Source organism: Roseateles sp., from assembly GCF_036486225.1.
Taxonomy (GTDB): domain Bacteria; phylum Pseudomonadota; class Gammaproteobacteria; order Burkholderiales; family Burkholderiaceae_C; genus Roseateles.
Genome location: NZ_DASVNZ010000081.1, coordinates 1 through 23,666 on the forward strand (window position 1 = coordinate 1; position 23,666 = coordinate 23,666).

General features: G+C 68.8%; 25 protein-coding genes. 13 read left to right on the forward strand and 12 right to left on the reverse strand.

What is annotated here, in order from left to right:
- The 7 genes from VF536_RS06105 to VF536_RS06135 all read left to right on the forward strand — a co-directional run.
- Positions 1 to 1,223, forward strand: a 1,223-nt coding sequence (locus VF536_RS06105; RefSeq protein ID WP_331613924.1) for a lysine N(6)-hydroxylase/L-ornithine N(5)-oxygenase family protein, incomplete at its 5' end; no start/stop codon positions are given.
- Complete coding sequence (locus VF536_RS06110; RefSeq protein ID WP_331613925.1) at positions 1,214 to 2,452, forward strand: MFS transporter; 1,239 nt, start codon at positions 1,214 to 1,216, stop codon at positions 2,450 to 2,452. The genes VF536_RS06105 and VF536_RS06110, both read left to right, overlap by 10 nt.
- On the forward strand, positions 2,436 to 3,071 hold the full coding sequence (locus VF536_RS06115; RefSeq protein ID WP_331613926.1) for a GNAT family N-acetyltransferase: 636 nt from the start codon (positions 2,436 to 2,438) through the stop codon (positions 3,069 to 3,071). Before VF536_RS06110 ends, VF536_RS06115 begins: the two co-directional genes overlap by 17 nt.
- Positions 3,068 to 5,008, forward strand: a complete 1,941-nt coding sequence (locus VF536_RS06120) for an IucA/IucC family siderophore biosynthesis protein (protein ID WP_331613927.1) — start codon at positions 3,068 to 3,070, stop codon at positions 5,006 to 5,008. Before VF536_RS06115 ends, VF536_RS06120 begins: the two co-directional genes overlap by 4 nt.
- Before the next feature lie 32 nt (positions 5,009 to 5,040).
- Positions 5,041 to 5,754, forward strand: coding sequence for a (2Fe-2S)-binding protein (locus VF536_RS06125; RefSeq protein WP_331613928.1), 714 nt, complete (start codon positions 5,041 to 5,043; stop codon positions 5,752 to 5,754).
- On the forward strand, positions 5,751 to 6,893 hold the full coding sequence (locus tag VF536_RS06130) for an aromatic ring-hydroxylating dioxygenase subunit alpha (protein ID WP_331613929.1): 1,143 nt from the start codon (positions 5,751 to 5,753) through the stop codon (positions 6,891 to 6,893). The genes VF536_RS06125 and VF536_RS06130 overlap by 4 nt, the downstream gene beginning before the upstream one ends.
- A 188-nt stretch (positions 6,894 to 7,081) precedes the next feature.
- Positions 7,082 to 7,450 (forward strand): RNA-binding protein, encoded by a 369-nt coding sequence (locus tag VF536_RS06135; protein ID WP_331613930.1) that lies wholly within the window; start codon positions 7,082 to 7,084, stop codon positions 7,448 to 7,450.
- A gap of 70 nt (positions 7,451 to 7,520) precedes the next feature.
- Here the strand turns inward: VF536_RS06135 and VF536_RS06140 are convergent, their stop codons facing one another.
- Positions 7,521 to 8,363 (reverse strand): spherulation-specific family 4 protein, encoded by an 843-nt coding sequence (locus VF536_RS06140; protein ID WP_331613931.1) that lies wholly within the window; start codon positions 8,361 to 8,363, stop codon positions 7,521 to 7,523.
- A gap of 271 nt (positions 8,364 to 8,634) precedes the next feature.
- On the opposite strand from VF536_RS06140, the gene VF536_RS06145 reads away from it, so the two are divergent.
- The 3 genes from VF536_RS06145 to VF536_RS06155 all read left to right on the forward strand — a co-directional run bounded on the left by VF536_RS06145 (position 8,635) and on the right by VF536_RS06155 (position 11,117).
- The gene (locus VF536_RS06145) at positions 8,635 to 8,919 is read left to right on the forward strand and encodes a helix-turn-helix transcriptional regulator (protein WP_331613948.1); all 285 of its coding nucleotides are present in this window, start codon (positions 8,635 to 8,637) and stop codon (positions 8,917 to 8,919) included.
- Positions 8,920 to 8,923: 4 nt separating this feature from the next.
- A complete protein-coding gene (locus VF536_RS06150; RefSeq protein ID WP_414710294.1) occupies positions 8,924 to 10,276 on the forward strand; it encodes a type II toxin-antitoxin system HipA family toxin in 1,353 nt (450 codons plus the stop codon).
- Positions 10,277 to 10,352: 76 nt separating this feature from the next.
- The gene (locus tag VF536_RS06155) at positions 10,353 to 11,117 is read left to right on the forward strand and encodes an exodeoxyribonuclease III (protein ID WP_331613933.1); all 765 of its coding nucleotides are present in this window, start codon (positions 10,353 to 10,355) and stop codon (positions 11,115 to 11,117) included.
- A gap of 37 nt (positions 11,118 to 11,154) precedes the next feature.
- On the opposite strand, the gene VF536_RS06160 is transcribed toward VF536_RS06155, so the two are convergent.
- Complete coding sequence (locus VF536_RS06160) at positions 11,155 to 11,664, reverse strand: MarR family winged helix-turn-helix transcriptional regulator (RefSeq protein WP_331613934.1); 510 nt, start codon at positions 11,662 to 11,664, stop codon at positions 11,155 to 11,157.
- A gap of 119 nt (positions 11,665 to 11,783) precedes the next feature.
- On the opposite strand from VF536_RS06160, the gene VF536_RS06165 reads away from it, so the two are divergent.
- A complete protein-coding gene (locus VF536_RS06165; protein WP_331613935.1) occupies positions 11,784 to 12,362 on the forward strand; it encodes a PaaI family thioesterase in 579 nt (192 codons plus the stop codon).
- A 21-nt stretch (positions 12,363 to 12,383) separates the two neighbouring features.
- Here VF536_RS06165 and VF536_RS06170 read toward each other — a convergent pair whose 3' ends face one another.
- Complete coding sequence (locus VF536_RS06170) at positions 12,384 to 13,019, reverse strand: bifunctional 4-hydroxy-2-oxoglutarate aldolase/2-dehydro-3-deoxy-phosphogluconate aldolase (RefSeq protein ID WP_331613936.1); 636 nt, start codon at positions 13,017 to 13,019, stop codon at positions 12,384 to 12,386.
- A 56-nt stretch (positions 13,020 to 13,075) separates the two neighbouring features.
- A complete protein-coding gene (edd, locus tag VF536_RS06175) occupies positions 13,076 to 14,896 on the reverse strand; it encodes a phosphogluconate dehydratase (RefSeq protein WP_331613937.1) in 1,821 nt (606 codons plus the stop codon).
- Positions 14,897 to 15,068: 172 nt separating this feature from the next.
- On the opposite strand from edd, the gene VF536_RS06180 reads away from it, so the two are divergent.
- The gene (locus VF536_RS06180) at positions 15,069 to 15,692 is read left to right on the forward strand and encodes a gamma-glutamylcyclotransferase (RefSeq protein ID WP_331613938.1); all 624 of its coding nucleotides are present in this window, start codon (positions 15,069 to 15,071) and stop codon (positions 15,690 to 15,692) included.
- A gap of 30 nt (positions 15,693 to 15,722) precedes the next feature.
- On the opposite strand, the gene VF536_RS06185 is transcribed toward VF536_RS06180, so the two are convergent.
- A complete protein-coding gene (locus VF536_RS06185) occupies positions 15,723 to 16,367 on the reverse strand; it encodes a nucleotidyltransferase family protein (protein ID WP_331613939.1) in 645 nt (214 codons plus the stop codon).
- A gap of 152 nt (positions 16,368 to 16,519) precedes the next feature.
- On the opposite strand from VF536_RS06185, the gene pdxH reads away from it, so the two are divergent.
- The gene (gene pdxH, locus VF536_RS06190) at positions 16,520 to 17,155 is read left to right on the forward strand and encodes a pyridoxamine 5'-phosphate oxidase (protein ID WP_331613940.1); all 636 of its coding nucleotides are present in this window, start codon (positions 16,520 to 16,522) and stop codon (positions 17,153 to 17,155) included.
- Between the two features lie 3 nt (positions 17,156 to 17,158).
- Here pdxH and VF536_RS06195 read toward each other — a convergent pair whose 3' ends face one another.
- The 7 genes from VF536_RS06195 to VF536_RS06225 form a co-directional block, all read right to left on the reverse strand.
- A complete protein-coding gene (locus tag VF536_RS06195; RefSeq protein ID WP_331613941.1) occupies positions 17,159 to 19,327 on the reverse strand; it encodes a TonB-dependent receptor in 2,169 nt (722 codons plus the stop codon).
- A gap of 166 nt (positions 19,328 to 19,493) precedes the next feature.
- The gene (locus VF536_RS06200) at positions 19,494 to 19,940 is read right to left on the reverse strand and encodes a hypothetical protein (RefSeq protein WP_331613942.1); all 447 of its coding nucleotides are present in this window, start codon (positions 19,938 to 19,940) and stop codon (positions 19,494 to 19,496) included.
- 33 nt (positions 19,941 to 19,973) lie between these two features.
- A complete protein-coding gene (locus tag VF536_RS06205; protein ID WP_331613943.1) occupies positions 19,974 to 20,531 on the reverse strand; it encodes a DUF3299 domain-containing protein in 558 nt (185 codons plus the stop codon).
- A 97-nt stretch (positions 20,532 to 20,628) separates the two neighbouring features.
- The gene (locus VF536_RS06210) at positions 20,629 to 21,888 is read right to left on the reverse strand and encodes an FtsX-like permease family protein (protein WP_331613944.1); all 1,260 of its coding nucleotides are present in this window, start codon (positions 21,886 to 21,888) and stop codon (positions 20,629 to 20,631) included.
- Positions 21,885 to 22,628: an ABC transporter ATP-binding protein gene (locus VF536_RS06215; protein WP_331613945.1), complete on the reverse strand. Its 744-nt coding sequence runs from the start codon at positions 22,626 to 22,628 to the stop codon at positions 21,885 to 21,887. The genes VF536_RS06210 and VF536_RS06215 overlap by 4 nt, the downstream gene beginning before the upstream one ends.
- Complete coding sequence (msrA, locus tag VF536_RS06220) at positions 22,628 to 23,203, reverse strand: peptide-methionine (S)-S-oxide reductase MsrA (RefSeq protein WP_331613946.1); 576 nt, start codon at positions 23,201 to 23,203, stop codon at positions 22,628 to 22,630. The genes VF536_RS06215 and msrA overlap by 1 nt, the downstream gene beginning before the upstream one ends.
- 87 nt (positions 23,204 to 23,290) lie before the next feature.
- Positions 23,291 to 23,666, reverse strand: a 376-nt coding sequence (locus VF536_RS06225; RefSeq protein WP_331613947.1) for a hypothetical protein, incomplete at its 5' end; no start/stop codon positions are given.

Below are 23,666 nucleotides of genomic sequence, written 5' to 3' on the forward strand. Positions count from 1 at the left end.
AGAACCCCTGCCTCGCCGATCTCGTCAGCCTGGCCGACCCGACCAGCGAGTACAGCTACCTCAACTACTGCAAGCACAGCGGCGAGATCTACTCGCACTACATCAACGGCCCGCACTACATCACCCGCGAGGCCTTCAACCGCTACTGCCAATGGGCCTCGCGCCGACTGACCAACGTGCGCTTCGGCCATGAGGTGGTGGCGGTCTCGCATGATGCCCACGGCGCGGGTGGCGCGGGCGGCGCGCTCTACCGCGTCCATGCGCGCCGCGCGGACGGCTCGATCGTCGAGTTCCTCGCGCGCAAGCTCGTGCTGGGCGTCGGCGCCCAACCCAGCCTGCCGGCGTGCTGCGACGGCGACGCCCATCGCTACCTGCACACGGCGCACTACCTGCAGCACAAGGCGCAACTGCTGGACAAGCGCTCCGTCACCATCGTCGGCAGCGGCCAGAGCGCCGCCGAGGTCTGCCACGACCTGTTGAAGGAGGCCGCGTTACGCGGCACGACGGTCAACTGGATCACGCGCTCGCCCTACTTCTTCCAGATGGAGACGACCCGGCTCACGCTGGAGATGTTCTCCCCGGACTACACCGACTACTTCTACGACCTGCCCGACGACCGCAAGCCCGCCGTGCTGGCGCGGCAGGACAGCCTCTACAAGGGCATCAACGCGCGGCTGATGGACGACATCTACCACCAGCTCGAACGCGCGCGGCAGCGCCGCACGCACCAGGCGCATCTGGTCACCCAGTCGGAACTGCGGCGCTGCCGCTTCGACGAGGCCAGCGGCCAGCACGTGCTGGAGTTCCACCGCACCGACACGGGCGAGGTCTTCGAGCATCAGACCGACGGCCTGATCTTCGCCACCGGCTACCGGCAACGTGTGCCGCGCTTCCTCGGCGGCATCGAGCATCGCCTGCGCTTCGACCGGCAGGGCCGCTACCAGCCGACGCGCAACTACGCGGTCGACACCGCAGGCAGCGAGGTCTACGTGCAGAACGGCGGCCTGCACAGCCACGGCTTGAGCAACCCCGAACTGGGCCTGGCCTGCTATCGCAACTCCTGCCTGATCCGCGAACTCACCGGGCGCGAGCACTACCCCATCGAGACCGGCTTCGCGCTGCAGAGCTTCGGCGTGCCGCGCTCGCCGCTGTTCCGGGCGATGCCGTCTGCCCCGCTCTTCCCCCACTCCCCGCACTCCCCGCAGGACACAGCATGCGCCTGAAACACGGACTGATCCTGATGACGCTGTTCGCCGTCATCAGCGACGCGCTGCTGATCCCGTTCTATCCGCAGTTCTTCGCGGAGCGCTACGGCGAAGGCAGCCCCTGGCACGTCGGCGCCTACGTGGCCTTCATCTCCATCACGGTGATGTGCGTCTTCCCGCTGTGGGTGCGTTTGGCGCGCCGCGTCGAGACGCTGCACATCCTGCAATACACGCAGGGCATCGCCGCGGCGCTGTGCCTGGCCAGCTACTGGGCGCCGGACCTGGCGAGCTACTGGGTGCTGTCGATGGCGATGTTCGCCTTCAAGAGCAGCTACCTGCTCAACTTCCCCTACCTGATGCGCACCGAGTCCGACGAGACGCGCGGCGGCACCATCGGCCTGCTGTCGGTGACGGCCCACCTGGGCGTGGTCCTCGGCGCGGTGGCGGGCGGCGCGGTGATCGAGCACTGGGGCGTGCGGGCGTGCGTGCTGCTGATGGCGCTGGCGGATGTCGTGCAGATGGGTCTGTGCACCTGGCTGATCCGCAGCCGGCGCATGGTGCCGGTGCTGGCCGAGGATGCCGAGGAACGCGCGGCCCCGCGGCGCTTCAGCCTGACCGGTCACACGGCCATCCTGAAGCTGGCGGTGGTGATGCTGCTCTTCGACTTCGGCGCGGCGCTGGTGCGGCCGTTCTTCTCGCTGTACTGGTCCAGTCTCAGCGCGACGGGCAGCGAGGCGGGCGGAGAACTGGCGGCCGGCGCGGCCTTCGCGGTACCCAAGATCGTCGCGGTGTGCGCCTTGCTGATCCACCGCTGGCTGACGCTGCCGGAGCAACACCCCACGCGCCGCACGCTCGCCAACCTGATGCTGGGCGCCGTAGGGCTGCTGCTGCAGGCCGCGCCGGACATCGCGACGCTGCTGATTGGGCGCGTGCTGCTCGGCTGGGCGCTGTACCAGCTGGTCATCAACTTCGACGTGCAGCTGTACCAGCTGAGCACGCCGGACGACTTCGGCCGCGACTACGGCGTCATCAACATCTTCCAGAACTGCGGCGTGCTGCTGGCGTCGTTCACCGCCGGATCGCTGGTGGCGACGCTCGGATTGCGGGCGCCGTTCATCGTGGCCGGCACGGCCTTCCTGCTCGCGGCCGCGCTGTGGCTGTGGAGCTTCCCGAAGGCTCGCCCCGCAGGCGGCGCGCCCGCCCTCACCCCCGACCCGGAGGAATCTTCCCATGCGCCCGTCGCTTGAATCCGCCATCGCCGACATGGCCGCCGCGTCGGCATCCCATGCCGCCGCCGATGCGCCGGCGATCTACACCTCGCCGGGTGGCCTGGTGTTCCGTCGCCTCGTCATCCCGGACGACATTCCGCTGATCCACGGCTGGTTCCAGCAACCGCACGCGAAGTTCTGGTGCCTGCAGGGCAGCAGTGTCGCGGAGGTGCGCGAGCTCTACGCCGCGCAGCTCGCCAGCGGCTTCCGCGACGTGCACATCGGCTCTCTCGCCGGCGAGCCCGTCGTGCTGGCCGAGTCCTACGACCCGCGCTTCGACCAGTTGGCGGATCACTACGCCGTGCAACCCGGCGACCTCGGCATGCACATCTGCGTGGCGCCGGCCCGCCGGCCCGTGCGCGGCTTCTCGCGCCGCGTATTCCAGGCCGTGATGGATCTGATGTTCGACGGCCTGGGCGCGAAACGCGTCGTCGTCGAACCCGACGCGCACAACGATCGCATCCACGTGCTCAACAAGACCTTCGGCTTCGTCTACCGCGGCGACGTGCAACTGCGCGAGAAGGTCGCCAGCCTCGCGCTGTGTACCCGCGCGGACTACCGCACCGCCCTGCAACACCTCCAGGAGATCCCCGCATGACTTCGCATTCCACCTCGACGCACTCCACTTCGTCGCCTTCCACTTCTTCGCATCTCACGTCGACGATTGCCGCGCCGGCCGCCGTGGTCGATCACCTGAATCCCGAGGTCTGGCGCACCGTCAACCGCCTGCTCGTGCGCAAGGCGCTGTCCGAGTACGCGCACGAGCGCATCGTCGAGCCGCGCCCCGACCCTGCGTCGACCGCGCGGCGTCCGCTGCACCAGTGCTACGCGCTGGCCACGCCCGACGGCAACACCGTCTACCGCTTCGAGGCCCGGCTGATGGCGCTCGGCCACTGGGCCGTCGACGCCGACTCCATCGAGTGCCAGGCGGGCGGCGTTAGCCGCGAGCTCGACGCACTGCGCTTCATGACCGACTTCAAGCAGGCGCTGGGCCTCAAGCCCGAGCAGCTGCCGATCTACCTCGACGAGATCTGCAGCACGCTCTACAGCAGCGCCTACAAGCGGATCAACACCGCGCACGGGAGCCGCGCGCTGATCCACGAGACCGACTTCCAGGTGATCGAGACCTCGATGACCGAGGGCCATCCCGCCTTCGTCGCCAACAACGGGCGCCTGGGCTTCGACGGCGCCGACTATCGCGCCTACGCGCCCGAGGCCGCCTCGCCGTTCCAGATCGTGTGGCTGGCCGTGCACCGCGACCAGGCGGCCTTCCACTGCGTGCCCGACCTCAGCTACGAGCAGCTGCTGCGCGAGGAACTCGGCGACGAGACGCTCGCCCGCTTCGACCGCCAGTTGCGCGAGCAAGGCCTGACCCCGACGGATTACCTCGTCGTGCCCGCGCATCCCTGGCAGTGGGCCAACAAGCTCTCGGTGGCCTTCGCGCCCTACGTCGCGCAGCGGCGCATCGTCTTCCTGGGCCTGAGCGACGACCAGTACCTCGCCCAGCAGTCCATCCGCACGATGTTCAACGTCAGCGCGCGGCACAAGCGCTATGTGAAGACCTCGCTGTCCATCCTCAACATGGGCTTCATGCGCGGTCTCTCGCCGTACTACATGTCCGGCACGCCGGCGATCAACCAGTGGATCAAGGAGGTTCTGGACCGCGACGACGAGCTGCGCGCCAACGGCTTCACGATGCTGCGCGAGGTCGCCTCGATGGGCTTCCGCAACCACTACTACGAAGCCGCGATCGAGTCCGATACGCCCTACAAGAAGATGTTCTCGGCGCTGTGGCGCGAGAACCCGCTGCCCCTGCTGAAGTCGGGCGAACGGCTGATGACGATGGCCGCACTGCTCCATGTCGACCGCGACGGCGAGGCGCTGCTGCCCGCGCTCATCGAGGCCTCCGGGCTCAGCCCGCGTGCGTGGCTCAAGCGCTACCTCCAGGCCTACCTGACGCCGCTGATCCACTGCTTCTATGCATACGACCTGGTCTTCATGCCGCACGGCGAAAACCTCATCCTCGTCCTGAAGGACCATGTGCCGGTGCGCGTGATGATGAAGGACATCGCCGAGGAGGCCGCGATCTTCAACACCGAAGCGCAGCTGCCTGAGAACGTCCGCCGACTGGTGATGGATTTCCCGGACGATCTGAAGACGCTCGCCGTGTTCATCGACATCTTCGACGGCTTCTTCCGGTACATGAACCAGATCCTCGTCGAGAGCGGCACGTGCAGCGAGCAGGACTTCTGGCACGAGGTGGCCGACAACATCCGCGGCTACCAGGACGAACATCCGCAGCACCGCGACAAGTACGCGCGCTACGACCTCTTCGTGCCGACGTTCCGGCAGTCCTGCCTGAACCGGCTGCAGATGGGCAACAACACGCAGATGATCAACCTGTCCGATCCGGCGGCCAACCTGAAGATCGTCGGCACGCTGGACAACCCGCTGGCGCCGTTCGCGCCCGTCGCGGCGAAGCGTGGAGCGACGTCGGCATCCGCATCGGCGGCGACGGCCGAGGTCGCATCCTGACCCTCGCTGCGTTCTTCGCGAGGGCGCGCAGCGTGGTGCCGTCGCTGCAGGGGCGTTGCGATGCCGATGCGGCGGCCCTGTCCGTCGACGCGGCCGCCAAACAGCTCATCGGCGCGCTGCGGGCTCGCGATCCGCAGGCGGGTCGCGCGTACTGGGCGCTGCGCGCCTGGTCGCGGCTGGTCTGGCAACCGACCTACGCCAGCGTGTTCTCCGTCGAGCTGGCGGACGGCGTGCTGCCGTTGGCCGGCCTCGGCTGGGACGTGGATGTCGACGAGGCGGACGTGACCGGCTTCGCCGTTCCGGCGTCGAGCTTTGCGGCATCGCACTTCGCGGGGACGGCGCCGGGGTCAGGTCGTGCCATGGCGGCGGAGCAGTTGCGGGCCTTGTCGTCGACGCTGCTCGCCGCAGTGCAAGCCCAGCTGCCGCTGCATCCCAAGGCGGCGCGGCGGCAGCTCGCCGACTGCGTGCTCGCGGCGCTGCTGCGCGTGCAGCCGCTCGCGAGGCTCGCGGACGACGCGCTGTCCGACATCGGCGCCGACTGGCTCTCGCACCTCGGCGCTTCCGGCGACAGCGGCTACCTGGCTGTCGACATCTCGCCCGGCACCTCGTGCCTGGCGCTGGATCGTGGCGTGTGCTGCCTCGACGACAGGCGCGCCGGCGGCGACATGTGCAACACCTGCCCGCGCCTGCCACGCGCCGAACGGCTGCGGCGGCTGGGCGCCCAAGATCTTCGGAACTCCGCATGAACGACATCGTCCGACGCGCCCATCTGCTGTCCACCCAGCCGCAGCTGCCGGTGCAGGCCTACTTCGACGACGAGCTCTTCCAACGCGAGATGGCGATGTTCGAGCGCCAGGCCCCGCGCTACGTCGGGCATCGCCAATGGGTGCCGGAGCCCGGCGACTGGCGCACCCTCCAGCACGAGGACAACGCGCGCGTCCTGGTGCACGGACGCGAGGGCGTGACGCTGCTGTCGAACGTGTGCCGCCACCGCCAGGCGCTGATCCTCGGCGGCGACCCGGGCGCGGTGACGGCCGGCACTTCGCACGGACGCCTGCCGGCGGCCTCGGGCGGCCACATCGTCTGCCCGCTGCACCGGTGGACCTACACCGATGCCGGCGAGCTCGTGGGCGCGCCGCACTTCTCGCCGCAGCCCTGCGCCCATCTGCCGCGTTATCCGCTGAAGGAATGCGACGGCGCCTTCTTCGAAGGCCCGCGCGACCCCCAACGCGATCTCGCCGGCCTGTTCCGGCGTCCGGAGTTCGACTTCTCGGACTACGTGCTGGACCGCATCGAGACCCACACCTGCCGCTACAACTGGAAGACCTTCATCGAGGTCTATCTGGAGGACTACCACGTGGGTCCCTTCCATCCCGGCCTGGGCAGCTTCGTGACCTGCGACGACCTCGACTGGGAGTTCGCCGAGCCGTTGAGCGTTCAACGCGTGGGCGTGCATCGCGGACTCGACTCGCCGGGATCGCCCGTCTACCGGGCCTGGCATGAACGCCTGCTCGCCTACCGCAACGGCGTGCCGCCGGACTTCGGCGCGATCTGGGTGACCTACTACCCGACCCACATGATCGAGCTCTACCCGCACGCGCTGGTGCGCTCGACGCTGCACCCGCGCGGCCCGCAGGAGACGCTCAACGTCACCGAGTTCTACTACCCCGAGGACATCGTCGCCTTCGAGCGCGAGTTCGTCGAGGCGCATCAGGCGGCGTACAACGAGACCGTCGTCGAGGACGACGAGATCGCCGAGCGCATGGACGCCGGGCGCCGGGCGCTGTGCCGACGAGGCACCACGGACGCCGGCCCCTATCAATCGCCGATGGAGGATGGGATGCGGCATTTCCATGAGTGGTACCGGCTGGCGATGGGCGGTTAGCCGTCACGGCGCGCGTCGCGTAGAATCGGCGTCCCCCTCATGGCTGACTGGCAAAGCCGCCAGACTGCAGCCGTTCGCGTACCGACCATCTACTCACGCCAGAGGTCGTGCACGCATCCTCCGCGCCGCGCGCGCCTATGGGGCGCCTCAGACTCCTGACGGTGCGCCATGACTCAGAAAGGCTCTCCTTGAGCACCAAGATCTATGTTGGGAATCTGCCCTACTCCGTGACCGACGCCAGCCTGCGAAGCAATTTCGGGGAACACGGCAGCGTCACTTCGGCCAAGGTCATGATCGACCGCGACACCGGCAACTCCAAGGGCTTCGGCTTCGTGGAAATGGCCTCCGCCGAAGACGCCCAGGCCGCCATCACCGCCTTGCACGGCATGCAGGTCGACGGACGTTCCATCGTCGTCAGCCTGGCGCGCCCCCGTGAAGGTGGCAATGACGCAGGCGGCCGCCGCGGCGGCAGCAACGGCGGCTCGGGCGAGTTCCGCTCGACCAAGCGCTCGGACGTCGGCTACGGCAACGGCGGTTTCGGCGGCGGTCGTTACTGATCCCGGCAGCCTCGGCTGAAAGAACCGGCTCGCTCGAGCCGGTTTTTTTTCGTCCGGACGAGCCTGCCCCTCAATCGCAGGCGGCGCCGGCTTGCACGCGCCGCAGACACCCACGTTCCGACCGCGGGTCGGCGTCCGTTCCCCAGAACCGGGGCGGGTAGTTCCAGATCGGTCCGCCCCAGGACAGCGTGCGTGCCCCGTCCGTGACATAGACGTAGTGCGTGCGGGTCCGCTTCAACACCTCCTGCATCTGCGCGGGCGTGGCTGAATGGATGAGGGCCCAGGTCTTGACCTGGAGCGTATCGGCGACTTTTCGTGTCTGCGCGTCGAAGGTCTGCCCGCGCTCATCGTCGGCCGGACCGTCGAAACTCACGACATGCTCGCCTGCGCGGGCCGATCGCAGGAAGCACTGGTTGGGTCCGGAGACGCCCGCATTCCAGACCACGGTGCCCCCGACGTTGAGCGCGGACAGATGCGCACGCACGCCTTGCCAGCGGGTATTCGCGGTCTCGCACGCGTCGGGCTTGCCGGCGATCATCGGATCGGGCCCTGCCTGATCGAAGAAGAAGCCGTCCACCCCGTCCAGGACATCCCGATAGGCAGCGATCTCCAGCGGCACGGCGGCAAAGCTGGCCTGCTGGTCCTGCGTCACGCCGCCGTGCCCCATGGCGATGTAGCCGAGCACTCTGCCGCCCTGCGACCGGATGGTCCGGATGACCGCTTTCCAGTTGGCCTGCTGCGTCGCATCGAGACGCTGCACGCCCTCCACCGGGCCGATGACGACCAGGCTGCCCGGCGGCACACGCCCCTCATAGCTGCGGGGCGACTGGTCCCACAAGGCCAGCATGCCGAAGTTGGACGGCGCGGCCTCACAGGCCGGACTGAGCGCGACGAGCGCGGTGGCCAAGGCCATCGCTGCGGTCAGGGATCTGACCGGGCCTCGCGGTGAGGAGTTGATTGGTTTCATCATGCGCTGGGGCTTTCGATAGCGACCATGAAAGGCGAGCTATGTTCGCTCGTTGCGAACACCCTTACGCTACGGAGGGATCGTGGCAATGGGCGCCGCGGCCCGCGAGCAACGTCGCGGTTTGGCAAAGCACACAGGGTTGCATTCACAGCCTGCAGTGCGTATCCTGAAAAAACATATCAAATGCTGTAAAACAAAAATACAGCATACAGACTGTATGCCTAGATTCACGGTACGGACCGCCGATCAGTTGCCCACCCTCCTGCAGGCCTACCGGAAGGAAGCCGGTCTGACGCAGGCAGAAGTAGCACTGCGTCTGGGCGTCACGCAGCAGACCTACTCCGCACTGGAGCGCAACGCCGACACGGTCGGCGCCGCACGGTTGTTGAAACTGTTGAACATCCTGGGTGTTGAATTGGACCTGAACAAACCTTCCCCGCCTCACCTATCGACCCCAGGGAATCCTGGCGCGTCTCCGGGCACCGACAAGCCGATCTGGTGAAACGATGGGACGTCGCGCTCATACTCGCACGCTCGGGCTCTGGATGAATGGCGTTCGCGTCGGTCATTGGCACCTCGCGCCGAATGCGCCCGACACGCTGCAATACGACGAGGCGTGGGTCGAGTCGGAACAGGGGCGTCCCTTGTCCTTGTCGCTGCCCTTCACACCAGGCAACAGCGCGCACCGCGGCGACAAGGTACGCGCCTATTTCGAGAACCTCCTGCCAGACAGCAAGGACATCCGCGAGCGCCTCGCCCGCCGTTTCAGCACCGGCTCCACGAATGCTTTCGAACTCCTTGCGGAGATTGGCAGGGATTGCGTCGGCGCGCTGGAGATCCTGCCTGAGGGTCAGGTCTCGTCCGGGCCGAGCAACGTACAGGCCGAGACGTTGAACCACGCACAAATTGCGCAGGTCTTGCGAAGCGCGACGACGCCACAGGCCCTGGGCTGGGGCGACGAGGACAACGAGTTCCGCATTTCCATCGCGGGAGCGCAGGAGAAGACTGCACTCCTTCTGCGGGACGGGCAATGGTGTCTGCCTCGAGCCAACACCCCCACCACTCACATCTTCAAACTGCCGCTGGGTCTGATCGGCGGCATGAAGCTGGACATGCGCCACTCTGTCGAGAATGAGTGGCTGTGCGCGCTGATCCTGAAGGCGTTCGGTCTGCCGGTCGCTCCCTGCCAGCCCATGCGGTTCGAGGACATCACGGCGCTGGTCGTCGAACGGTTCGATCGCTCGTGGTGGACATCCTCAGACGGCGACCAACACCTTCTTCGGCTGCCTCAGGAAGACATGTGTCAGGCGACGGGCGTCGCCCCGGAGGCTAAATACGAGGCCGAGGGCGGCCCCGGCATGGACCGGATCCTGGAACTGCTCGACGGCTCGATCACGCGGGAACAAGACCGACGCGACTTCTTCAAGGCGCAACTGCTCTTCTGGATGCTCTGCGCCACGGACGGCCACGCCAAGAACTTCAGCGTGTTCCTGCGCCCAGGCGGCCGCTACCAGTTGACGCCGCTGTATGACGTGCTGTCCGCCTACCCGGTGCTCGGCGAAGGCCCGACGAAGATCTCGCCCCACAAGGTCAAGATGGCCATGGCCGTGCGTTCGAGGAATGCACACTGGAAGATGCGCGACATCCTGCGCCGTCACTGGGTGGCCCTCGGAACCAGGCACGGCGTGATCACCGAGCACGGTCGCGAGGTCGATCTGCTGATCGACGATCTGATCGGCCGCACACCCGCGGTCGTGCAGGCCGTGCGCGCCGTCTTGCCGGACGATTTTCCCGAGTTGGTCGCCAGCAGCATCCTCAACGGCCTGCAGATCGCCGCCGATCGTCTGGCAAGGGCGTGACTTCGCGAGACGGGCAGTCGGCCGGACGCGATCCAGTTGGATACGATGGCACGTTGCGCAATCGCTTAGAGAAGTCATGAAATTCGCCACCTGGAACGTCAACTCCCTGGCCGTGCGCCTGCCTCAGCTGCTCGAGTGGCTGGCCGCCAATCCGGTGGACGCGCTCGTGCTGCAGGAGACCAAGCTCACCGACGACAAGTTCCCGACCCTGGAGATCGGCGAGGCCGGTTATCAGGTGCAGTGGTTCGGTCAGAAGACCTACAACGGCGTGGCCCTGCTGAGCAAGACGCCCGCGCAGGACGTGGTCAAGAACATCACCGGATACGCCGACGAGCAGGCGCGATTGATTGCCGGCACCGTGGGCGACGTCCGCGTGATCGGCGGCTACTTCCCGAACGGGCAGGCGCTGGACAGCGACAAGTTCGTCTACAAGATGGCCTGGCTGGACGGCCTGCGCGCCTGGCTCGCCACCGAACTGCAGCAGCACGAGAACCTGGTGCTGATGGGCGACTTCAACATCGCCCCCGAGGACCGCGACTGCTACGACCCCGCCGCCTTCGTCGGCCAGACCCACACCTCGCCGCAGGAACGCGCGCACTTCCAGGCGCTGCTCGACCTGGGGCTGACCGATGCCTACCGGATGTTCGAACAGCCGCCCAAAAGCTACAGCTGGTGGGACTACCGGATGCTGGGCTTCCAGAAGAACAAGGGCATGCGCATCGACCACATCCTCGTGAGCGCGGCGCTGAAGTCCCGCGTCACCGCCTGCACGATCGACCGGGCCATGCGCAAGCTGCCCAAGCCCAGCGACCACGCGCCGGTGATCGTGACGATCGACTGAGCGCGCTGGCGGAGCGGTCCGCTCCGCGACGATCCCGTCAGTCCGGATCGGCCTCGCCGCGCATCAACGCGGCGCATTCGTCCAGCAATGCGTGCAGGCGCTGCACGCGCTCGTCGCCCAGGCGCTCGTTCAACGAAAGCTGCGCGCGCTTCCACGTCGCCTTCATCTGCTTGCGTCGCGCGTGGCCCTCTTCCGTCGCCTGCAGCTGGCGGCTGCGCGCGTCCGCGCCGGGCAGCGTCTCCACCAGTCCCAGCGCCTGCAGCGGCTGCACGTTGCGTGAGAGCGTCGAGAGATCGATGTCCATGCGCCGCGCCAGCTCGCTCGGCTGGATCGGTCCCAGCACCACGATATGTGAGAGCAGCGCGTACTGCGTGGTGGTCAGGCCGGACTCAGCGAACTGCGCCTCACAGTGGTTGGACACCAGTCGCGTCACCTGGCGCAGCTTGAAATTGGTACAGCCCTTGGGCGAGATCGGCTCCGCGTGGGCCTGGCTCTGGCTCTGGCTCTGTACGGGCGTTGTCTTCGAGGGAGAGACGGAAGCGCTCATCTGGAGTGATCTCTCAAGGTGTCGCCAGAAGGCTTGACAGCTGAATATTGTAGCTGCAACCATTGCAGCCACAAGTATTCACGCCACAGCCCTTCCGATCACCTCCACAGGACTTCACGATGAGCGCAGCACTCACTCCCTCGCCCACCGCCCCATCCGTCGTCTCGCACGACGAGGCGCTGGCCCAATGGCTGGCGGAAGAGAAGGAGGTCCGCGGCCGGCTCCGCCCGGAGCACGGCGTGGCCACGATGGCGGAGATCGCCGGCCTGAACGGCCTCGAACAGATGCTGGCGATGCTCGACGGCAAGCTCCCGCCGCCGCCGATCGCGCAGACGCTGGACTTCACGCTGCTGCGCGCCGCCAAGGGCGAGGTGATCTTCCAGGGCACGCCCAGGTTCCGGCACTACAACCCGATGGGCACGGTGCACGGCGGCTGGTACGCGACGCTGCTGGATTCAGCGCTGGGCTGCGCGGTGCACACGACGATGGACGTCGGTCGCGCCTACACGACGCTCGAGTTGAAGATCAACCTCGTGCGCGCGCTCAACGACAAGGTGCCGGTGGTGCGCGCCATCGGCCGCGTGCGGCATGTCGGCCGCCAGATGGCGACCGCCGAGGCCGATCTGGTCGGCCACGATGGCAAGCTGTATGCGCATGCCAGCACCACGTGCCTGGTGTTCGATCCGCCGAAGCGCTGAACACCCCGATCCGCGCCGCGTTCAGCGACGCAGCGCGCTGGCTTCCTTGGCCAGTTGCGTGATGCGGGCCCAGTCGCCCGCCTTCACCGCATCCGCCGGGGTCAGCCACGAGCCGCCGCAGACCTTCACGTTCGGCAGCGCCAGGAAGTCCGGCGCGGTCTGGACCGTGATGCCGCCCGTGGGGCAGAACACCACGTCGGTGAACGGCCCGGACAGCGCCTTCAGCAGGTTCACGCCGCCCACCGCCGTGGCCGGGAACAGCTTCAGGAACTTGTAGCCCGCGTCGCTGGCCATCATCACTTCGCTGGCCGTCGACACGCCCGGCAGCAGCGGCAGGAAGTTGGCTTCGCAGGAGCTCGCCACGTCCTGCGTGAAGCCGGGGCTGACGGCGAAGCACGCGCCGGCCTTCTTCGCCGCCACGGCGTCCGCCGAGGTGCGCAGCGTGCCCGCGCCGAGGATGGCCTCCGGCACCTCGCGCGAGATCGCCGCGATCGCCTCCAGCGCCACCGGCGTGCGCAGCGTCACCTCCAGCACCCGCACGCCGCCCGCCACCAGCGCGCGCGCCAGCGGCACCGCGTCCTCGACGCGCTCGATGACGATGACCGGAATCACCGGACCGTGTTCGGCCAGGCTCAGGGTGTCCTTGATGGAAGTCATGCGACTGTCCTTTCAGTCGAAATCAGTGGGCGTCCAGCGGGGCTCGAGGCAAGGCCTCACAGCCAGCTGATCGCGCCCTCCTCGGCCGTCGTCACGTTGCGCCGCATGCCGGCGAACAGCTCACGGCCCATGCCGGCGCCGTTCTCGATCACCGCATCGGCGGTGATCTGCGCCAGCTCGCGGCGGTCCCACTCGTCGGCCGGCACCAGCGCGCTCAGCACGCCGATGTTGGCGCAGACGCGCACCAGGTCGCCGTCGCGCAGCTTGGCCAGCGGCCCGCCGGCCAGCGCCTCGGGGCTCACGTGGATCGCCGCCGGCACCTTGCCCGACGCGCCGCTCATGCGGCCGTCCGTCACCAGCGCCACCTTGAAGCCCTTGCCCTGCAGCACCGCCAGCGGCGGCGTCAGCTTGTGCAGCTCCGGCATGCCGTTGGCCTGCGGCCCCTGGAAGCGGACCACGACGACCACGTCGCGCTCCAGCTCGCCAGCCTTGAAAGCCGCCTGCATCGCTTCCTGGCTGTCGAAGATGCGCGCAGGCGCCTCGACCGTGTGACGGTCCTCCGGCACCGCGGAGACCTTGATCACCGCACGACCCAGGTTGCCCGCCAGCAGCTTCAGCCCGCCGGTCGGCGAGAACGGCGCTGCGACGGTGCGGACCACGCTGTCGTCGTTGCTCTTGGCCGGGAGGTCGGTCCAGGCGACCGACCCGTCCTCGGCGCGATGCGGCAGGCGTCCGAAGGCGCTCAGGTTCTGGCCCGACACCGAGGTCAGCACGTCGCCGTGCATCAGCCCCGCGCCGACCAGTTCCTTGATCACGAAGCCCGGACCGCCGGCGGCCTGGAACTGGTTCACGTCGGCGCTGCCGTTCGGGTACACGCGCGCCAGCAGCGGCACGACGGACGACAGCTCGGAGAAGTCGCTCCAGTCGATCAGGATGCCCGCCGACCGAGCCACCGCGACCCAGTGGATCAGGTGGTTGGTCGAGCCGCCCGTGGCCAGCAGCGCGGCCATCGCGTTGACGATGCTGCGCTCGTCGACCATGCGGCCGATCGGCGTGTAGTCGCGCTGCGGAATGATCTTCATCGCCTGACGCACCGCCTCGCGGGTCAGCGCCTCGCGCAGGCCGTCGTGCGGATGCACGAAGGCCGCGCCCGGCACGTGCAGGCCCATCGCCTCCAGCAGCATCTGGTTGCTGTTGGCCGTGCCGTAGAAGGTGCAGGTGCCCGCGCCGTGATAGGCCTGGGACTCGGCCTGCAGCAGCTCGTCGCGGCCGACCTTGCCCTGCGCGTAGAGCTCGCGCACCTTGGCCTTGTCGTTGTTGGACAGCCCCGAACTCATCGGCCCGGCCGGCACGAACACGCAGGGCAGATGCCCGAAGTGCAGCGCGCCGATCAGCAGGCCCGGCACGATCTTGTCGCAGATGCCCAGCAGCAGCGCCGCGTCGAACACGTCGTGCGACAGCGCCACCGCCGTGCCCATCGCGATGGTGTCGCGCGAGAACAGGCTGAGCTCCATGCCCGGCGTGCCCTGCGTGACGCCGTCGCACATCGCCGGCACGCCGCCGGCGACCTGCGCGGTCGCGCCCAGGCGGTGGACCTCGTCGCGGATGAGGGCCGGATAGCCCTCATACGGCTGGTGCGCCGACAGCATGTCGTTGTAGGCCGTGACGATGCCCAGGTGGGGCGCCTTCTCGGCCACGATGCGGAGCTTGTCGTTGGCCGGCATCGCCGCCACCGCATGCGCCACGTTCGCGCAGCCCAGGCGTTGCACGCCGCGCTGCCGACCCGCCATGCGTTCGATCAGGTCCAGATAACGCTCGCGCGACGCGGCGCTGCGCGCCTTGATCCGCGCGGTGACATCCAGAATGGTCTTGTTCATGCCGACTGCCGATGTAACTCGGCCAGGGTTAGATTGGTAACCATATTACACGCCCGGGAGGTCCAACGGCTCTCCAACAGGCCTTTCCCGGGTACAAGCTGGTTACAGAAACGTTCCCGGAGCCCACAGACGGCGGCACGCCACGTTCCCACGCTATGGCAGCATCTCTCCCATGATCGCCGACCCCCTCGCCGAAGCCAGACTGGAAGACCTCCCCGCCCACAGCCAGCGCCTGCTGGAGGTGGCCGAGCGCACCTGGGACCGCGAACACGGTCTGATGATGTTCGCTTATGGGTCGCTGATGTGGAACCCCGGTTTTGACCCCGCGCAGACCTCGGTGGCCAGGGTCCAGGGCTATCACCGCGCGCTGCGGCTGCGCTCGCTGGTGAACCGCGGCAGCAACGAGCAGCCCGGGCTGGTGATGACGCTGTTGTCGGGCGGCAGTTGCCGCGGCCTGATGTACCGGGTCGAGCCCAAGGACAGCGAGGCGACGTTGCGCCGCCTGTGGTTGCGGGAGATGGTGGTCGGCACCTACGTGCCGCGCTGGCTGGACTGCCATTGCGGCGACGGCCTGGGCACGCGCAAGGCGCTGGCCTTCACGCTGTCGCGACGCAGTCCGGGGTGGGTCGGCGACATCGCCGACGACCGGCTGCTGCACATCCTGCGGCATGCGCGGGGCCGCTACGGGACGACGCTCGACTACCTGCAACGCGCCGTGACCTGCCTGCGGGAGCACGGCATCCATGACCGCGCGCTGGAGCGCCAGTTGGCGCTGGCCCGGGCGAACGGGCTTTGATCGGGCGCTGACCGGACGCGGACCCGGGTCTCAGCCCAGGGTGCGCAGGCCCTCGCCGTTCGGACGCGGCTTCAGCGGATCCACGGCGAGGCGCTCCAGGTCCTCGACGGTATCGACGTCGATGAGCACGCCCGGATCGTCGACGTCGACCGCCTGCGCCGGATAACGCGCCAGCAGGCGGCGCGCGCCTTCGTCGCCCTGCAGGCTGGTGAGTTCGGAGAAGAGTTCGGCGTTGAACCCCACGGGGTGCCCGCGCCGTCCGCGGTGCTGCGCATAGGCGATCGGGTCATGCTCGATGGCCTGCGCGACCGCGGCCAATGTGCTGGACCGCACCATCGGCATGTCGGCGGGCAGGATCAGCCAGCCGGGCGCATCCCCGGTCGCGGCCACCCCGGCCGCGATCGAATGCCCCATGCCCAGCGGCGCGGGGCGCCCCAGGCGGTCCTGGTCGGGCAGCACCAGCATGTCGCGCGAGGCCACATGGCGTCGGACCAGAGGCGCCAACGCGGTCGAGGTCACCACCAGCATCGGCAGGCCGGACGCCATGGTCTGACGCAAGGTCAGCGCCAGCACGGTGTCTCCATTCACGACCTGTTCCAGCTTGTGGCCCTCGCCGCGAAAGCGCTGGCCGCGCCCTGCCGCGAGCACGACGACGGCGGGTCGTCGCTGATTCATGCGAACTTCCTTCTGGTTTGGTCCCGATCCCCCTGGGCCCCACTCTGCGGCGCGGCTCGACGGGACCAAGCATGCCTGCGGCACGAAAGCGCTCCCACCCGGAGTTTCCAGAGTGGGAGCTTTACTTAAGGATTCGCCCGATACTCCGAAAGATGGACAAACTCTCCGACCTTCGAAAGAGCTACGAGCGCGCCGAGCTCGATGAACAGCAGTCCGCGGCCGAGCCGCTCCGGCAATTCCGGGAATGGTTCCAGCAGGCGCTGGACGCCAAGGTGCCCGAACCCAATGCGATGACCCTGGCCACCGTCGGTGCCGATGGACGACCGTCCACCCGCATCGTGCTGATCAAGGACATCGAGGAGCGCGGCCTCGTCTGGTACACCAACTATGACAGCCGGAAAGGCCGCGAGTTGGCGGCGCATCCGTTTGCCGCCCTGCAGTTCCACTGGGTGGAGCTGGAACGTGTGGTCCGCATCGAGGGCACCGTCGAACAGGTCGACGCGGCGCAGTCCGATGCCTACTTCGCGTCGCGGCCGCTGGATTCGCGATTGGGCGCGTGGGCCTCGCCGCAGAGCCAGGTGATCTCCTCGCGCGCGGTGCTGGTGGCCAACGCGGCCAAGGCCGCGGCGCAGCACGGGTTGAGCCCGAGCCGGCCGCCGCACTGGGGCGGCTACCGGCTCGTGCCCGAACGTTGGGAGTTCTGGCAGGGGCGCAAGTCGCGGCTGCATGATCGGCTCGTGTATCGCCGTGAAGGCAACGAGTGGATCCGCGAGCGGCTCGCACCCTGACGCTCAGAACTTGACCTGCAGCCCCGCGAAGAGGCTGCGCCCCGGCATCGGCGTCAGCTCGCGAATGGTCTGCACACTGCTGGCGTTGTAGGCCAGCTTGTTGGCCAGGTTGTCCAGCTTGACGTACCACATCGCGTCCAGGTTGCCGATGTCGAAGTGGCGCGCGATGTTCAGACGCAGGATGCCGTAGCCTGCCGTCGGCGTGTCCAGCGCCGGCACGCGGTCCTGGCGCAGCGCGCCGCGCAGTTCGGCCTGGACCAGCCACGGGCCGCGCTCGGCCTGGATGGAGACGCTGCCCCGCACCGGCGCGAGCCGCGGCAGCGGTTCGTTGGTGTCGCGGTTGGTGCCGCGCACCAAGTCAATCGTCGTACCCAGCGTCAGGTCCCAGCCCGCGAGCTTGGACAGCGGCTGCTTGCCTTCCAGTTCCACGCCGTGCATGCGCGCGCGCACGCCGCGGTAGAGGTACTCCGGCACCGAGGCGATCTCGCCGTCCTCACCGACCTCGTCGATGCTGCGGCCGCTCGCGTCCAGCGCGATGTAGTTGGAGAAGCGCGTCTGGTAGACCTGCACGCTCCACTTCGCGTCGCCCTGTTTCCAATGCAACCCGAGGTCGACCGCCTTCGCGCGCTCCAGGCCGAGGTTGATGTCGCCCACTTCGTACGCGCCGGACGCCACGTGCACGCCGTTGGCGAACAGCTCGTAGAAGGTCGGCGCGCGCTGGCTGCTGCTCAGGTTGCTCGACACGCTGAAGCCGTTGCCCAGCTCGTAGGCGCCGCTCAGCGAGAAGCTCTTCGGGCTGAAGCGACGCGTCACCGGATCGCCGAAACGTTCCTCATCGCCGCCGGTCGAGCCGATGTTGACGCGCTCCGCCCGCGCGCCGGCCTGCAGGCTCCACGGCCCCGAGCGGAACTGCTCGATCAGGAACAGCGCGTTGTTGCGCGTCTTCGTGCCGGGCACCAGCGCCTCCTCGCCGAGCGCGGAGAAATCGCTGAGTTCCCACTGCCAGCCGAGCACCCCCTGCATCGTTCCCCAGTCGCCCTGCAAGGCCGAATGCGTCGCCTCGATGCGGCCGTCCTTGCCGTCGGACGAGAAGACGGTGCCGACCTCGCCGCTGCCCTCCACTTCCTGGTGCTTGTAGCGGCTGCTCGCGAACTGCCAGGTCACGCGCGCCAGGCCCGGCAGCGGATCGCGCCATTCGCCGGCGGTGGCCAGGCGCTGGCGCTGCATCTCGATGCGCACGTCGGGTTCGACGGTGACGCCGTAGTCGTTGTGATAGTCCTCGACCGACACGCCGGCGTAACCCTGCGAGAACAGCAGCGAGCCGCCCACCGCGCCGCTGCGGCCGTGGCTGTCGGAGTTGCGGACGTGGGTGGACGAGCCGTCCTCGCTCTGGAAGCGCGGCACGCGCTGGTCGTCGGCGCGGCGGTCGGCCGCGTCCACGTGCCAGGCGAAACCGGTGGTGCCGCCGTCGAGCACGACCGCGCCGCCGCGTTCGTTGGAGGCGCCCCCCAGGCGCAGCTCCGCCGCGCCGTTCAGCCCGGGCTGGGCCAGGCGCGGGATGCGGTTGTCGATCGCGTTGACGACGCCGCCGATCGCGTTGCCGCCGTACTGCAGCGCGGCCGCGCCGCGCAGCACCTCGACGCGGGTCAGCACCAGCGGATCGACCGGCAGCGCGTGGTCGAAGCTCAGGCTGGATGCATCGACGGAAGCGCCGGAGTTGCTGAGCATCCGCACGCGGTCACCGTCGAGCCCGCGCATCGTCGGCCGGTTGCTGTTCGGGCCGAAGTAGGTCGAGGCCACGCCGGCCATGCCGTCCAGCGTCTCGCCGAGGCTGGCGCCGCGCTTGAGGGTCAGTGCGTCGCCGCTCAGCACCTGCACCGGCGCGGCGAGTTCCTTCTGGCTCAGCGGATTGCCGGTCACGACGACCACATCGAGCTTGTGCTTGTGCGGGCGGTCGGAACCGCCGGACGCGGCGCCCGCATCGGCTGCGGTCGATGCGGCGCCCGATGCGGAGTCCGCCGATGCGGGTGCCGGCGCGGCCGGGGCCTGCTGCGCCCAGGCGCCGCCAGCGGCGATGCTCAGCGCAATGGCCAGCAGCGTGGGTTGCGGCGTGGATTGGAAATGGGCGCGCGAAGACGCCGACGAACGGATCGAAGTGGACTGGAAGGCCATGGAAACACTCTCGAGCACCGGCGGCGGAACGCCGCGGCGCCATCAAATTCTTGGGGGACCCATGCCGGCACGCCGCGCTGCCGGAGGCAGGCGCGAACGGCCCGGTCGCGTGAACGGACACGCCCGGAACGGACGCGCCTGAGCAAGGGCGGAATCGATGGAGGTGTCAGGCTCTCGGCGGCCCGCGGGCGCCTTTGCGCCACTGCTGCGCGAGCATGGCGTCATGCGGCTGGTCGATGCCGGCGGGGATGTCCGGCGGCAACGCGGCCCAGGCGGAGGCCTGGACGATGGGACCCAGCACATGGCTGAGCTGGTCGAGCAGCTGGCAGTCGGTCGTTCCGGCCGCGTGGCCGAAGCGTGGCGTGCCCTCTTCGTCCGTCGCCACCGCCTTGGCGATGTCGACGTCGGTCGTCGCGTCGCTCGTATCGACCGCCGCTCCAGCCGCCGAGGCGAGCGCCGCGACCGAGAACGCCAGCCGCGACGATGCGGCCGGCGAGCCGTGCAGCGTCCGGTGCACCAGACCGAGCGCCTGGAAGCCCATCACCGCGGCCACGCACAGCCAGATCCACCAGCGTTGCTGGCGGGTCATGGCGGTGGAGGAGGAGCGCGACATGGTGACCGGTCGGTGTCAGCGTGATCAGCGCGCTCAGCGCGTCGCGCGGACGGCGTCCGTCACGCGATAGAACATGCCGTAGGGATCGTCGTTGAGGACGGCCAACTGGCCCTCAACGGTCACGACGTCCAACGTGTAGCGCACCGGCGTCTTGCTGCGGACCTCGACCAGGCCTTCCGGTCCGGCCGGCACGCAGAACGAGCAGCTCGTGGGCACCGACGACAGCAGGAAGTGGCTCTGCTTGTCGCCCGGCTCCAGCGGCATCATGAATCCCTGGACCTTCACCGTGCGCTGGTTCAGCGCCAGCACGCCGGACGGGAAGCTCGGGATGACCTTGCTCTTGTCGGCCTTCACGGTGACCGAGGACAGCAGCTTCCAGCTGACGACGCCCTCGACTTCCTGCAGCGGCTTGAAGGGGCTGCGCGGGTCGTGATAACCGGGGCCGGAGCCCATCGGCATCGCGGCAGCCGGCGCGGCCGATGTCGTGGCCTGCGCGAACACCGTGCCCGCGGCGCCTGCCATGACGATCGTCACGAGCGCGATGGCGACCCGGCGGGCGGGCGTTGCAGCGGTGGTGGCACGAGGAGTCATCGGAGCGGCGGCGTGAATGCGGCCTCAGGGCCGCGTGAAGCTCATCATTGTGCACCGGCTTGATGACCGCCCGGCGCAAGGTCCGGGCGAGCCGCGTTCAACGCGGCGTCTGGAGCAGCTCGGTGACGTCGAGCCGGTACCCGCGCCACGCCGGCCAGGCCGCGGCGAGCAAGGCCAGGCCGAGCGCCAGCGCCGGCACCAGCGCCTCCCAGCCGGAGACCCAGGCGCCGGAAATCCGCACCGACTGCTGCTGCGCCAGCACCGCACCCAGCCCCGCCGTCAGCGCATGGGCCAGGCCCAGCGCGAGCAGCGTGGCCAGACCGGCCAGCATCAGCGCCTCCATCGCGATCAAGGCGGCGACACGTTGCGGCGTGGCACCGAGCATCCGCAGCATCGCGAGATCGCCCTGGCGCTCGCGCACCGCGTGCAGCAGCGCCACCAGCACCGACAAGGCCGCCGCCAGCAGCAGCACGCCGCCGAAGCCTCGCAGCACGTCGACGCCCACGCCGACCATGCTCAGCAGCCGCGCGGTCTCCAACGCCGGCACCGAGGCCTGCAGCCCCGGCTGCGCGTTCACCCAGCGTGGCAGCATCACCGCGGCCAGCGGGCTGCGGTAGCGGACCAGCACCATGCTGACTTCCAGCGAGGCCTCATCGGGATGCGCGACCTCACCGTGCCCGTGCTCGTCCTCGCGCCCTTCCCCGTGCCCTCCCCCGCGTCCGTGCCCATGCGCTGCATGCGCCTCCCACACGGACGCCAGGTCCGTCAGCACCAACCGATCGATGACGCCTCCGGTCGGCGCCAGCACGCCGGTGACCTCATAGGCCTCCTCGTGCTCGTCGCCGCCGGACGCGAGTCCGTGCGTGCCGTGGAAGCGGTCGCCGGGCTTCAGGCCGGACCGGCTCGCCACGTCCGCGCCGAGCACCGCCTGCATCGGTGCCTTCCACGCCTGCCCTTGAGCCAACGAGAGTTGATAGAGCCCCAGATAGTCGGCCGTCGTCCCGACGATGCGGAAACCCTGGAAGCTGTCACCGAGCGAGATCGGCACCGCCTGCGCGACCAGCGGCTGCGCGCGCAGCTGCGACACGGTGGCCAGCGGGATGTTGCCGGTCGACTGGTCGAGATGGAACACACCCGCTAGCAGGATCTGCATCGGGCTGCCCTTCGCACCGACGACCAGGTCGATGCCGCCGAGATCGCGTCGCAGGCCCTGTTCCATCTGCTCGCTGACCAGGACGACGAATCCGATCGCCGCCAGGCCCAGGCTCAGCAGCATCAGGTTGAGCGCCGTCAGCATCGGACGCGCCCAGAGGTAGCGCCACGCGAGGCGCGGGAGATTCAACGGCGCGCGGCTCATGAGATCGGATTCGCCGACGCCGCTGCGTGGTCGGGGATCCATGCTGCGGGAGCGGCGCTCCGCCCAGCGAGCCGCAGGCGGTGCAGCGCCGGCCAGTCGGCCCAGGCGGACTCGATCCGCGCATCATGCGAGGCGATGATCAGGCACACGCCGTGCTCGGCGGCCGCGCGGCGCAGCAACGCCAGCGTCGCCTCGCAGGCTTCGTCGTCCAGATTGGCAGTGGGCTCGTCGGCGAGCACGAAGCGCGGCGCGCGCAGCAGCGCCCGAGCGAGCGCCACCCGCTGCGCCTGCCCCTGGCTGAGCGCATGCGGACGGCGCTCCTGGAGCGCGCCGATGCCGAGCTCGTCGAGCAGGGCCTGGATGCGCCCGAGATCCGGCGCCCGTCCGGCCGCCACATAGGGCAGCGACAGGTTGTCGCGCACGCTGAGCGAGGGGCTGAGGTGCAGCCGCTGCGGCACGAAGCCGAGCTGTGCGCCGCGCCAGGCGTCCCGCGCGGCGGGCGCGAGTGCGCCCACGTCGACGTCCCCCATCGCCAGCCGTCCGCCGGTCGGCGTCAGCAGGCCCGCCATCAGCGCGAGCAGCGTGCTCTTGCCGCTGCCGGACGCGCCGCGCAGCAGCAGATGCCCCTCGGCGGGCAAGGCGAAGTCCGGGAACCGCAGGTCGGCCGCGGACGCGATGCCGCCCTCGCCTGCCCGGTCCCGGCCGCCGTAGCGGTAGCGCAGCCCGTCGAGAACGACCATCAACCCGCCGCCTCGTCCTTCAGCAGTTCCTTGAACTTCTTGGCGAACTTGTCGACCTTGGGCGCGACGACGAAGGCGCAGTAGCCCTGCTCCGGATGGTTGGCGAAGTAGTCCTGGTGATACGCCTCGGCGGGCCAGTAGTTCTCTTCGGGCTGGATCTCGGTGACGACCTTGCCGCCGTGGGCGCGTTGCGCCTCGTCGACGACCTGCCGGATCACGCCGAGCTGCTCCGGCCGCGTGTAGTAGATGCCCGAACGGTATTGCGTACCGACGTCGGCCCCTTGGCGGTTCAACGTGGTGGGGTCGTGGATGGTGAAGAAGACCTGCAGCAGGTCCTCCAGGCTCACGACCTGGGTGTCGAAGCGCACGCGCACGACCTCGGCGTGCCCGGTGCTGCCGGAGCAGACCTGCTCGTAGTTCGGGCTGGCGAGCGGTCCGTTGGTGTAGCCGGACTCCACGCCGAGGACGCCCTTGACGCGCAGGAACACCGCCTCGGTGCACCAGAAGCAGCCGCCCCCGAGGGTGATGAGGTCCTCGCCGGGCTGGAGTTGGACGGGGTTCGGGGTGGTGGTCATGGCGAGGTCCTCATGAATCGGTCGGCCGGGTCACTTGTGGGCGGATCATCGGCGATCAAGGCCGGGACGGCGCGCGTCCCGGGAGATTCACTGTGCGCTGAGCGCCAGATCGACGCGCGGCGACCAGGCCTTGTCCTTGTCGGCGCCGCGCTCGTCGTCCTTCGCGTGCAGCTTGGGCGAGGCGAGGAACATGCGCGCGTTCGGCACGCCGCGCTCCAGCAGCGCGTCGCGGACGGCCACGGCGCGTTGCAGCGCCAGCTCGCGCAGTTGCTCGTCGGTGACGGTGTAGCTGTCCATCAGCAGCTCGCGCATCTGCGCCGCCGGGATGTCCTTGGACAGCCCGATGAAGTTGCGCGGCTTGTTGGGCAGCTTGGCGTTGTCGTAGACGAGCTTGAGCAGCCGCGCGCGCTGCGCGTCGTCGAGCACCACCGGCGCCAGGCCCGCCTCCGCACCCGCCGAGGCT

What these genes read in the sequence shown, in the direction of transcription:
- VF536_RS06155 (WP_331613933.1), top strand. Translation starts at nt 10,353, where the DNA reads ATGAAATTCGCCACCTGGAACGTCAACTCCCTGGCCGTGCGCCTGCCT.
- VF536_RS06200 (WP_331613942.1), bottom strand. Translation starts at nt 19,940, where the DNA reads ATGTCGCGCTCCTCCTCCACCGCCATGACCCGCCAGCAACGCTGGTGG.
- VF536_RS06210 (WP_331613944.1), bottom strand. Translation starts at nt 21,888, where the DNA reads ATGAGCCGCGCGCCGTTGAATCTCCCGCGCCTCGCGTGGCGCTACCTC.
- VF536_RS06180 (WP_331613938.1), top strand. Translation starts at nt 15,069, where the DNA reads ATGATCGCCGACCCCCTCGCCGAAGCCAGACTGGAAGACCTCCCCGCC.
- VF536_RS06140 (WP_331613931.1), bottom strand. Translation starts at nt 8,363, where the DNA reads ATGGCCTTGGCCACCGCGCTCGTCGCGCTCAGTCCGGCCTGTGAGGCC.
- VF536_RS06110 (WP_331613925.1), top strand. Translation starts at nt 1,214, where the DNA reads ATGCGCCTGAAACACGGACTGATCCTGATGACGCTGTTCGCCGTCATC.
- VF536_RS06195 (WP_331613941.1), bottom strand. Translation starts at nt 19,327, where the DNA reads ATGGCCTTCCAGTCCACTTCGATCCGTTCGTCGGCGTCTTCGCGCGCC.
- VF536_RS06215 (WP_331613945.1), bottom strand. Translation starts at nt 22,628, where the DNA reads ATGGTCGTTCTCGACGGGCTGCGCTACCGCTACGGCGGCCGGGACCGG.
- edd (WP_331613937.1), bottom strand. Translation starts at nt 14,896, where the DNA reads ATGAACAAGACCATTCTGGATGTCACCGCGCGGATCAAGGCGCGCAGC.
- VF536_RS06120 (WP_331613927.1), top strand. Translation starts at nt 3,068, where the DNA reads ATGACTTCGCATTCCACCTCGACGCACTCCACTTCGTCGCCTTCCACT.
- msrA (WP_331613946.1), bottom strand. Translation starts at nt 23,203, where the DNA reads ATGACCACCACCCCGAACCCCGTCCAACTCCAGCCCGGCGAGGACCTC.
- VF536_RS06160 (WP_331613934.1), bottom strand. Translation starts at nt 11,664, where the DNA reads ATGAGCGCTTCCGTCTCTCCCTCGAAGACAACGCCCGTACAGAGCCAG.
- VF536_RS06115 (WP_331613926.1), top strand. Translation starts at nt 2,436, where the DNA reads ATGCGCCCGTCGCTTGAATCCGCCATCGCCGACATGGCCGCCGCGTCG.
- VF536_RS06145 (WP_331613948.1), top strand. Translation starts at nt 8,635, where the DNA reads ATGCCTAGATTCACGGTACGGACCGCCGATCAGTTGCCCACCCTCCTG.
- VF536_RS06130 (WP_331613929.1), top strand. Translation starts at nt 5,751, where the DNA reads ATGAACGACATCGTCCGACGCGCCCATCTGCTGTCCACCCAGCCGCAG.
- VF536_RS06170 (WP_331613936.1), bottom strand. Translation starts at nt 13,019, where the DNA reads ATGACTTCCATCAAGGACACCCTGAGCCTGGCCGAACACGGTCCGGTG.
- VF536_RS06150 (WP_414710294.1), top strand. Translation starts at nt 8,924, where the DNA reads ATGGGACGTCGCGCTCATACTCGCACGCTCGGGCTCTGGATGAATGGC.
- pdxH (WP_331613940.1), top strand. Translation starts at nt 16,520, where the DNA reads ATGGACAAACTCTCCGACCTTCGAAAGAGCTACGAGCGCGCCGAGCTC.
- VF536_RS06205 (WP_331613943.1), bottom strand. Translation starts at nt 20,531, where the DNA reads ATGACTCCTCGTGCCACCACCGCTGCAACGCCCGCCCGCCGGGTCGCC.
- VF536_RS06165 (WP_331613935.1), top strand. Translation starts at nt 11,784, where the DNA reads ATGAGCGCAGCACTCACTCCCTCGCCCACCGCCCCATCCGTCGTCTCG.
- VF536_RS06185 (WP_331613939.1), bottom strand. Translation starts at nt 16,367, where the DNA reads ATGAATCAGCGACGACCCGCCGTCGTCGTGCTCGCGGCAGGGCGCGGC.